The organism is Streptomyces sp. AcH 505 (assembly GCF_000818175.1).
Taxonomy (GTDB): Bacteria; Actinomycetota; Actinomycetes; order Streptomycetales; family Streptomycetaceae; genus Streptomyces.
The window spans coordinates 4,978,955-4,988,437 of the sequence record NZ_JTIY01000001.1 but is presented as its reverse complement, the minus strand read 5'-3'; the positions used below and the strand labels follow the sequence as shown (position 1 = coordinate 4,988,437).

The 9,483-nt window shown below is 70.7% G+C and carries 8 protein-coding genes and 1 pseudogene; 1 reads left to right on the top strand and 8 read right to left on the bottom strand.

Annotated features, from left to right (window positions below; genetic code table 11):
* Window positions 1-283: 283 nt before the first annotated feature.
* Window positions 284-1,216 carry an LLM class F420-dependent oxidoreductase gene (locus HY68_RS22810; RefSeq protein ID WP_041991708.1) on the top strand — a complete coding sequence of 311 codons (933 nt, stop codon included), beginning with the start codon at window positions 284-286 and terminating at the stop codon, window positions 1,214-1,216.
* A 62-nt stretch (window positions 1,217-1,278) separates the two neighbouring features.
* On the opposite strand, the gene HY68_RS22805 is transcribed toward HY68_RS22810, so the two are convergent.
* From HY68_RS22805 to HY68_RS22770, 8 genes and pseudogenes are all read right to left on the bottom strand, one after another.
* Entirely contained in the window at window positions 1,279-3,000 is a 1,722-nt protein-coding gene (locus HY68_RS22805; protein ID WP_041991706.1) for an NAD(P)/FAD-dependent oxidoreductase, read from the bottom strand.
* A gap of 54 nt (window positions 3,001-3,054) precedes the next feature.
* Window positions 3,055-3,852 carry a carbon-nitrogen hydrolase family protein gene (locus HY68_RS22800; protein ID WP_041991703.1) on the bottom strand — a complete coding sequence of 266 codons (798 nt, stop codon included), beginning with the start codon at window positions 3,850-3,852 and terminating at the stop codon, window positions 3,055-3,057.
* Between the two features lie 162 nt (window positions 3,853-4,014).
* Window positions 4,015-4,464 (bottom strand): Lrp/AsnC family transcriptional regulator, encoded by a 450-nt coding sequence (locus HY68_RS22795; RefSeq protein ID WP_041991701.1) that lies wholly within the window; start codon window positions 4,462-4,464, stop codon window positions 4,015-4,017.
* 107 nt (window positions 4,465-4,571) lie between these two features.
* Window positions 4,572-5,399, bottom strand: a complete 828-nt coding sequence (locus HY68_RS22790; RefSeq protein WP_241778785.1) for an RNA polymerase sigma factor SigF — start codon at window positions 5,397-5,399, stop codon at window positions 4,572-4,574.
* A gap of 111 nt (window positions 5,400-5,510) precedes the next feature.
* Window positions 5,511-6,977, bottom strand: a complete 1,467-nt coding sequence (locus HY68_RS22785; RefSeq protein WP_041991697.1) for a GuaB1 family IMP dehydrogenase-related protein — start codon at window positions 6,975-6,977, stop codon at window positions 5,511-5,513.
* Window positions 6,978-7,148: 171 nt separating this feature from the next.
* A complete protein-coding gene (locus HY68_RS22780) occupies window positions 7,149-8,165 on the bottom strand; it encodes a sugar-binding domain-containing protein (protein ID WP_041991695.1) in 1,017 nt (338 codons plus the stop codon).
* Between the two features lie 122 nt (window positions 8,166-8,287).
* Window positions 8,288-8,971 (bottom strand): ribulose-phosphate 3-epimerase, encoded by a 684-nt coding sequence (gene rpe / locus HY68_RS22775; protein ID WP_041991693.1) that lies wholly within the window; start codon window positions 8,969-8,971, stop codon window positions 8,288-8,290.
* 94 nt (window positions 8,972-9,065) lie between these two features.
* A pseudogene (locus HY68_RS22770) lies at window positions 9,066-9,483 on the bottom strand (rRNA cytosine-C5-methyltransferase); the annotation flags it as partial.

The window sequence follows — 9,483 nt, the reverse complement described above, 5'->3', positions numbered from 1 at the left end:
GACCAGCGCGGCCCGGCGCCTGCCGGCCCTGCGCTGTTCGAGCCGTTCTGCGCGGCGTCCCCCGCGCGGACCGGACACCATGGACTTCTCCCTCGTCGGGTGACTTTCCGGCATGAGGTGACTTTCCGGGAGCTTACGTGGCGTGCGTGACATCCGAGGTGCGGAAAGCGGAGTCCGTCGGGGCCGCGGCGCCGGGTGTCCTGTTACAGCCGGTCGGTTGAGCGCTCAACAACCCATTGGCCTACGGTGGTTCTCCTCTTCACCCGCACGAAGGAGTGCCCCTATGCCGCTCAAACTCGGTCTCGGACTGCCGCAGATGCATCAGTACGACCTGGCCCATGATGTGACCACCGTCGCGCGGGCCGCCGAGGACACCGGCTACGAAAGCCTGTGGGTCTTCGAGCGCATTCTCTTCCCCACGCCCGCCACCCAAGGCCTGTACGGCGTACCCGGCTTGGCCTGGCCCGACCACTACCGCGGCGTGGCCGACCCGATGGTGACGCTCGCCCTGGCCGCCGCCGTCACCGAGCGGGTCCGGCTGGGCACCAGCGTGCTGGTGGCTCCGCTGCACGTCCCGTTCCAACTGGCCCGTACGTTCGCCACGCTGGACGCGGCAAGCGGTGGCCGCGCCGTCGCCGGTATCGGCACCGGCTGGTCGCTTGACGAGTACGCGGCGGCCTCCGTGGCGCCGTTCGAGAAGCGCGGTGCGGCCCTGGACGAGCTGCTCGACGTCTTCGCCGCCGTCTGGGGCCCCGACCCGGTCGCGTACCAGGGCGAGTTCACCACCATCGCGCCCGCCGAGGTGGGCCCCAAGCCCGCCCGGCCGATTCCGGTCTTCCTCGCCGCCGGCGGCGGCCCCGCCGTGCGCCGGCTCGTCGACCGCGCCGACGGCTGGATGCCGGTGGGCTTGGGTGCCGACAAGCTGGCGGAGGAGCTGCGCAAGGTGCGGGACGTCGCGGCAGAGCGCGGCCGTGAGCGGCCGCTGGAGGTCTGCGTCCGGGCCAACTCCGTGTACAGCGCGAAGCCGTTCGAGGGTGCGGGCCGGCAGCCGTTCCAGGGGAGCGCGGGCCAGATCGTCGAGGACGTCGTGGCACACGCGCAGGTCGACGGAGTCACCGAGCTGCTGATCGACCTGTCCACCACGATGCGCGACGCGCAGGAGCTGGTGGATGTGGCCGCCGAGGTGTACGCGGGCGTCCGCGCGGCCGGCGTCTGAGCCTGCGGCCGGTCGGGGCCCTGCTCCGGCCGGGCCCCGACCGGCCGCCCGGTGCCTGGCCCTCAGTCCTCGGGGAGTTCGACGGGTGCCAGGTCGTCGTACAGATCGCCGGGCCCCGGGTTCGTCGGGTCCGTGGCACCGCCGAAGTGGTGCATCACGCCCCACACCGCGTTGAGCGCGGTCTGCACGGCGCCCTCGGCCCAGCCCGCCGTCCACGAGATGTCGTCGCCCGCCAGGAAGATCCCCCGCTTGTCCGCGGGCAGCCGGTCCTGCATGAAGTGGGTGAACAGCCGCCGCTGGTAGCGGTAGTGACCCGGCAGGTTGGCCTTGAACGCGCCCATGAAGTACGGCTCGTTCTCCCAGGACACGGTCACGGGGCTGCCGATGATGTGCCGCCGGATGTCCACGCCCGGGTAGATCTCCCGCAGCGAGCTGAGCATGACCTCCATCCGCTCCTGCGCCGACAGGGGCAGCCACTTGAGGCTGTCGTCGCACCATGTGTACGACAGGCAGATCACCGCGGGCTTGTCGGGCCCGTCGTCCAGCAGATACGTGCCCCTGGTCATCCGGTCGGTGAGCGTCATCGACATCACGTCACGCCCGGTGGGACGCCCGGCGCCGTCGACGGCCGGGTCGAGCCAGAACGGCCGGTCGACCGGCACGAACAGCTTGGACGACTCCATGTAGTGGGTGCGCTCCATCGCCGTCCAGTGGTCGATGGGGAACAGCGCGTCGTCGCAGGCGATCTTCGACAGCAGCAGCCAGGACTGGGCGGTGAAGACGGCAGCGCGGAAAGTGCGGATCCGGCCCGAGGCGTCGGTGACCGTGACGCGGTTGCCGGCCGTACGGTGCAGCCGGGTCACGGCGGGCAGCGGCTCACCGCCGTGCAGCGAGGCCAGCGACGTGCCCGCGGGCCAGTGGGTGATCTTGCCAGGCGCCCGTTCCCACAGCCGGACCGGGAGCTGCTGGCTACCGCCGACGATGGAGCGGTGGTGGTCGTCGGCCTCGGTGTAGACGACCCGCAGGATCTCCAGGATGGAGTTGGGGAAGTCGGTGTCCCAGCCGCCGGTGCCGAAGCCGACCTGGCCGAAGATCTCCCGCTTGCGGAACGAGGCGAACGCCGGTGACTCGCAGAGGAATCCGTAGAAGGTCTGGTTGTCGAGCTTCTCCACGAGCCGCGCCCAGATCTCCCTGATCCGCGGGATGTCCCGCTCGCGCAGGGCGCTGTTCATGTCGGAGAAGTCGGCGCCCTCCTCCAGACAGGTGTTCCAGGCGGTCATCACCTCCCGGTAGACCTCGGGCAGTTCGTCGATGGTGCGGGCGTAGTGCGACTCGCCCTTGAGGTCCACGACCGTCGAAGGGGTGCCGGGGGCAAGCGGGTTGGGGAAGGGACGGGTCTCAAGTCCCACCAGGTCGATGTAGTGCTGGAGCGCCGTGGAGGACGGCGGGAAGCGCATCGCGCCCAGTTCCGCTGTCAGTTCGGGGTCACAGCCGTCGAAGCCGACGGTCCGCAGCCGGCCCCCGATGCGGTCGGCCTCGTAGACGACCGGCTTGAGACCCATCTTCATCAGCTCGTACGCGGTGACGATCCCGGAGAGACCGCCGCCGATGACGGCGACCTCGGCGCCGTGCTCGGTCGCCGGTATCTGGCCGAGCCCCGCCGGATGCGTCAGGAAGTCGTCGTACGCGTAAGGGAAGTCGGGGCCCGACATGGTGACCCGTGGCAGGGCGCCGGACTCGGGTTCGGGGGTGTGCGGGACGGCAGGGGGCGGCACCGTGGTCATGGCGGCGGGAACTCCTTGCGAACGAGCGGGGATTACGGTGCGGGGGCGCGCCGGTCAGACGAGCGAGCCGTACAGCCCGGGACGGCGGTCCCGCAGATAGGGATTGGCGGCGCGCGACGCGGCGAGCGGTACGGGATCGACGTCACCGACGACCAGTTCCGTGTCGCGACCTGCGCGTACGACGGCGGCGCCGTCAGGTCCCGCGAGGCAGCTCAGCCCGACGAAGTCGAACTCGCCTTCCCAGCCCGTCCTGTTCACGTACGCGATGTAGAGCTGGTTCTCGAAGGCCCTGACCGGTACGAGGGATTCGGCGACGAACTCGAAGGGCCGCATCTGCGCCGTGGGGACCAGCAGCAGATCGGTGCCGGCCAGGGCGTGGGCCCGGACGTTCTCCGGGAACTCGACGTCGTAGCAGATCATGACGCCGAGCCGGATCCCGTCCAGCTCGGCCAGCACGACCGGCTGCTCCCCCGGGGTGAACCAGGCACGTTCGAAGTCGCCGAAGAGATGCGTCTTGCGGTAGTGCGCGCCGCGCGCACCGTCCGGGCCGACGAGCTGGGCGGCGTTGAAGATCCGCTCACCGTCGCGCTCCGGGTAGCCGTACAGCACGGCGAGACCGTGCCGGGCCGCGATCCTGGCCACGGCCTGCGCCCCGGGACCGTCGGCGGGCTCGGCGAGCCTGGCCACGTCGGCGCCGATCGCGTACCCGGTCAGGAACATCTCCGGGCACACCAGCAGCCGCGCACCGGCGTCAGCCGCACGCCCGGCCGCCTCGTCCAGCACCATCAGATTGCCCTCGACGGAACCGGGGTGGCCGGAGCTCTGGAGCAGGGCGGTACGCAGCGACGGCATGACGGACCTCGGGGTGGTGCGTAAGGGGTGGGGGTGACGGTTAGACGCTACGGTCCGGGCGACGGGCGCGGCAAGACGCGTCTGTTGCGTCGTGGTGTGCGTTTTGTTGCGCCTCTCGGCCGCTGGGCGGCGATTCGTTGCGCGACCGGTGGAGCGAGCCGGTCAGGAGGGCACGACGGCCCGTCTGAGCAGCGGCGACAGCACCAGGACCGACTTGGTGCGCTCCACGAACGGCTCGCCCGCGATACGTTCCAGCACCTGCTCGAAATGGCGCATGTCGGCGGCGAGTACCTGCACGAGCGCGTCCGCGTCGCCGGTGACGGTGGAGGCCGCCACGATCTCCGGGTAGCGCTCCAGGCCCTGCCGGATCGCTTCGGGCGAGGTGTTGCGGCCGCAGTAGATCTCGATGAATCCCTCGGTCTGCCAGCCCATGGCCGCCGGATCGACCCGGACGGTGAAGCCGGTGATCGCCCCTTCGGCGCGCAGCCGGTCGACGCGGCGCTTCACGGCGGGCGCCGAGAGGCCGACGAGGGAGCCGATGTCGCTGAAGGAGCGGCGGGCGTCCTCGGCGAGGGCGTGGACGATGCGTTCGTCGAGATCGTTGAGGCGCACGGCTGAAGTAGAACACGGCCCGACGGCAGGAGCCGCCGGGCCGGTCAGCCGGAAAGGTCTGTTCTACGGCGAGGTCTGTTCTACGGCGAGGTCTGCTCGACGCGGGTCTACTCGACGGCGAGCAGTCCGGCCCGCAGCTGTCCGGTGATCCGGGTCAGCAGCCGGGACACATGCATCTGGGAGACGCCCAGCTCGGCGCCGATCTCCGCCTGCGTCATCTCGTCGCCGAAGCGCATCCGCAGGATCTGCCGCTCCCGGGCGTCCAGGCACTCGATGAGCGGCTTGAGCGCCTGCACGTTCTCCGCGGTCTCCAGGTCGGCGTCGAGCGCGCCCAGCCGGTCGGAGAGCGGAGCGGCGAACTCGGAGGTGTCGTCGGTCGGCATGTCGATCGAGCCCGCCGTGTAGCCGTTGCTCGCGACGACACCCTCTATGACCTCGTCCACCTCGATGCCGAGGTGCTCGGCCAGCTCGGCGCTGGTCGGCGTGCGGTCCAGCCGCTGGGACAGCTCGTCACTGGCCTTGGCCAGATCGATCCGCAGCTCCTGGAGCCGGCGCGGCACGTGCACCGCCCAGCTGGTGTCGCGGAAGAACCGCTTGATCTCGCCGATGATGTACGGGACGGCGAAGGTCGCGAACTCCACCTCACGGGTGAGTTCGAACCGGTCGATCGCCTTGATCAGGCCGATCGTGCCGACCTGGACGATGTCCTCCATCTGGTCCGACCGGTTGCGGAACCGCGTCGCCGCATACCGGACCAGCGCCAGGTTCAGCTCGATCAGGGTGTTACGGACGTACTGGTGGTCCGCCGTGCCCTCTTCCAGCTCGGCGAGCCGGGTGAAGAAGAGCCGGGAGATCTCCCGGGCGTCCTTGGGTGCCACTTCGCTCGGGCACGGAACATGAGGAAGCTCCAACTGGGCCGCGCTCGCCGTGGACACTGCCGTGGACACTGTGGTCCTCCCCTGATCGTGGACTGTGCAGAGCCCGTTTACCCCGGTCTTCCGCACTCATGCCTGCCAATTCGAGATTGTTCGGCACCACTGTTGAGACTACGCCCAGCTGTCGTGCAAAGGCTTGCCCTCGGCGTACCCGGCCGCGCTCTGCACGCCCACGACGGCCTTCTCGGCGAACTCCTCCAGCGAGTTCGCACCGGCGTAGGTGCAGGACGAACGCACCCCGGCGATGATCGAGTCGATCAGGTCCTCGACGCCGGGCCGCGCGGGGTCGAGGAACATCCGGGACGTCGAGATGCCCTCCTCGAACAGTGCCTTGCGCGCGCGGTCGTAGGCCGACTCCTCGCTGGTGCGGTTACGGACGGCGCGGGCGGATGCCATGCCGAAGGACTCCTTGTAGTACCGCCCGTCGGCGGACTGCTGAAGGTCGCCCGGCGACTCGTAGGTACCGGCGAACCAGGAGCCGATCATCACGTTCGACGCGCCCGCGGCGAGCGCCATGGCGACGTCGCGCGGATGGCGCACCCCGCCGTCGGCCCACACGTGCTTGCCGTACTTCTTCGCCTCGGCCGCGCACTCCCTCACGGCGGAGAACTGCGGCCGGCCGACGCCGGTCATCATGCGGGTGGTGCACATCGCGCCGGGGCCCACCCCGACCTTGACGATGTCGGCGCCCGCCTCGATCAGGTCCCGTACGCCGTCGGCGGCGACGATGTTGCCCGCCACCAGCGGCACCTTCGAGTCGAGCGCGCGGACCGACTTGATCGCGGAGAGCATCGACTCCTGGTGGCCGTGGGCGGTGTCGACCACGAGCGTGTCGACCCCGGCGTCCAGCAGCTGGGCGGCCTTGCCCGCCACGTCGCCGTTGATCCCGACGGCCGCCGCGATCCGCAGCGCGCCTTCGGCGTCCGTCGCCGGGGTGTAGAGCGTCGCCCGCAGGGCGCCCTTGCGGGTGAGGATGCCGACCAGCCGTCCGTCGGCGTCCACGGCGGGCGCGAGCTTGCGGTTGGCGGAGTCGAGGGTGTTGAACGCCTCGCGGGGGTCCATGTCGGCGGCGATCAGGACCAGGTCCTTCGACATGACCTCGGACAGCTGGGTGAAGCGGTCGACGCCGGTCAGGTCGTGGTCGGTGACGATGCCGACGGGCCGTCCGACGCCGTCCACCACGACGCCCGCGCCGTGCGCCCGCTTCGGCAGCAGGGACAGCGCGTCGCCGACGGTCTGCGCGGGGGCGAGGGTGATCGCCGTGTCCAGGACGAGATGGCGCTTCTTCACCCAGGAGATGACGTCGGTGACGACCTCGATCGGGATGTCCTGGGGGATGACGACGAGCCCGCCCCGCCGGGCGACGGTCTCCGCCATGCGGCGGCCGGCGATGGCGGTCATGTTGGCGACGACCAGCGGAATCGTCGTGCCGGTCCCGTCGGGGGACGAGAGGTCCACCCCCTGCCGGGAGCCGACGGCCGAGCGGCTCGGCACCATGAAGACGTCGTCGTAGGTCAGGTCGTAGGGAACCGGTGACGACTCGACGGAACGTCCGGTGCCGGGCTCAAGGAAGCGCATAAGTCTCACATTTTCACGCGAAACGGAGCAGGTCACTTCCGCGAGGACACAACAAAACGGCCCCACATTCGTGTGTTCCTCCAACGAGGTGGGGCCTTGCTGTGTCAGGCGGTGGAACCTTGCCTTACTCAGGGAGTCTACGGCACGGCGCCCCGCCAGGACCTGGCCCGGTCAGTCGCCGTCCGGGTCGGAGCGCTCCAGGGCCGGCCGGGGCGCCGGGGTGAACTCCGTCAGCAGGAAGTCGGCCGCCGCCGTGTCCGTGACCAGGCTGGTGACCAGACCTGAGCGCAGGACGGCGCCGATCGCCTCGGCCTTGCGCAGCCCGCCGGCGATGGCCACGACCTCCGGGATACGGCGCAGCCGGTCGGCCTCGACCGTGATGCACCGCTCGCCGAGATCCCGGCCGACCCGGCGGCCCTCGGCGTCGAAGAGATGCGCCGACATCTCGGCCGCGACACCGAGCGACGCGTAGTGGGTGCGGTCCTCGTCGGTGAGCATGTCGTGGACGGTGGAGATGCCCGCCTCCCAGGACCCGATGGAGACGGCGGCCACCGTCACCTTGTCGAAGTACTCGAAGGCGCGGGCGATACCGGGCTGGCTGCGCAGCGCGGCGGCGGTCGCCGGGTCGGGCAGCAGCATCGGGGCGTAGATGGGGTGGGCCTCACCGCCGGACACCTGGGCGGCGCGCCGTACGGCCTCGACCGAGCCGCGCTCAGCGGTGCCCGCGTCGTACACGCCGGTCAGCTGGACGACGGTGCAGGGCGGCAGCCGGTCGAGGGCTGCGGCCATGTGGATGGTGGAGCGGCCCCAGGCGAGCCCGAGCACATCGCCCTCGGTGACCAGCTCACCGAGCAGATCGGCGGCGACCTCGCCCAGGTTCTCCGGGTCGGGCGACTCGTCGGCGCCCTCGGCGGGCGACTCGACGACCACGGCGTGCCGCAGCCCGTAGCGGGCGCGCAGGGCGTCGGAGCGCTCGGCGTCCAGCTCGGAGGGGACGCGGATCTCGATCCGTACGAGATCCCGCTCCAGCGCCGTCTCCAGCACCCGGGCCACCTTGAAGCGGCTGACGCCGAACTCCTCGGCGATCTGGATCTTGGACTTGCCCTCCAGATAGAACCGGCGGGCCATGGCCGCAGCCTGTACCAACTCCGCGGGTCCCATCCGCAGGGCTGGCCGTCCTGCCGACATACCAGACACCGCGATCTCCTCACTTCTGCGCACTCCGGACTCCCTGTTCATCCTGTCAGATGCAGCGGTCCTTGATCAGCCCTGCTGGGCTCCGTTCATGTCCCCGTGGCCGGGTGGCCGACTCAGTGACGGCAGGCCCACGGCGCGCCCGCCGTCGTCTCGTCCGCCTGGTGCCGCAGCATCCGCACCGCGGCCGCCGGATCGTCCGTCCCGTACACGGCGGACCCGGCGACGAACACATCGGCGCCGGCCTCGGCGCACTGCTCGATGGTGTCGGCCGAGACCCCGCCGTCGACCTGGAGCCACAGCTCAAGTCCGTGCTTGGCGATCAGCTGCCGGGTACGCCGGATCTTGGGCAGCATGATGTCGAGGAACGCCTGACCGCCGAAGCCCGGCTCCACGGTCATGATCAGCAGCATGTCCAGCTCGGGCAGCAGATCCTCGTACGGCTCGATCGGCGTCGCGGGCTTCAGCCCCATCGACGCCCTCGCCCCCTTGGCCCTGATCTCCCTGGCCAGCCGCACGGGCGCGGCGGCGGCCTCCACATGGAAGGTCACCGAACCGGCCCCGGCCTCCACGTACTGCGGGGCCCACCGGTCCGGGTCCTCGATCATCAGATGGCAGTCGAGCGGCGTGTCCGTGGCCCGCCCGAGCGCCTCGACCACCGGCACCCCCAGCGTCAGATTGGGCACGAAGTGGTTGTCCATGACATCGACATGGAGCCAGTCGGCACCCTCGACGGCCTTCGCCTCGTCGGCGAGCCGGGAGAAGTCGGCGGACAGGATGCTGGGGTTGATCTGAGCCATGGCCCAAGCCTGCCATGCTCCACGGGGGTCACAGGACACGGTCCGCCCATCGATACGGACGAATCGCCCCGCGGGGCCCGGGTCAGCCCCTGCGTCACGCCGTGCGGCGCAGCAGGGCCAGGTACATGGCGTCCGTGCCGTGCAGATGCGGCCACAGCTGGACGTCGGGGCCCTTGCCCAGGGCCGGGACGCCCGGGAGGAGGTCGCGGGCGTCGATCAGTTCCGCTTCGACCGACGAGCCGCCGAGCGCCTTCAGTACGTCGTCCACGACGACGCGGGTCTCGGCGAGGTGCGGGGAGCAGGTCGCGTAGCCGACGACGCCGCCGACCCGTACCGCGTTCAGCGCCTCGCGGAGCAGGCCGCGCTGGAGCGGGGCGAAGCCCTCCAGGTCCGAGGCGCGGCGCCGCCAGCGCGCCTCCGGCCTGCGGCGCAGCGCGCCGAGACCGGAGCACGGCACATCGACCAGCACCCGGTCGAAGGAGCCAGCCACCCACGGCGGGCGGGTGCCGTCC

Bases quoted from the DNA above. Each gene is read 5' to 3' on its own strand.
- HY68_RS22810 (WP_041991708.1), top strand. From the start codon at position 284: ATGCCGCTCAAACTCGGTCTCGGACTGCCGCAGATGCATCAGTACGAC.
- HY68_RS22805 (WP_041991706.1), bottom strand. From the start codon at position 3,000: ATGACCACGGTGCCGCCCCCTGCCGTCCCGCACACCCCCGAACCCGAG.
- HY68_RS22800 (WP_041991703.1), bottom strand. From the start codon at position 3,852: ATGCCGTCGCTGCGTACCGCCCTGCTCCAGAGCTCCGGCCACCCCGGT.
- rpe (WP_041991693.1), bottom strand. From the start codon at position 8,971: ATGGCTCAGATCAACCCCAGCATCCTGTCCGCCGACTTCTCCCGGCTC.
- HY68_RS22780 (WP_041991695.1), bottom strand. From the start codon at position 8,165: ATGTCGGCAGGACGGCCAGCCCTGCGGATGGGACCCGCGGAGTTGGTA.
- HY68_RS22785 (WP_041991697.1), bottom strand. From the start codon at position 6,977: ATGCGCTTCCTTGAGCCCGGCACCGGACGTTCCGTCGAGTCGTCACCG.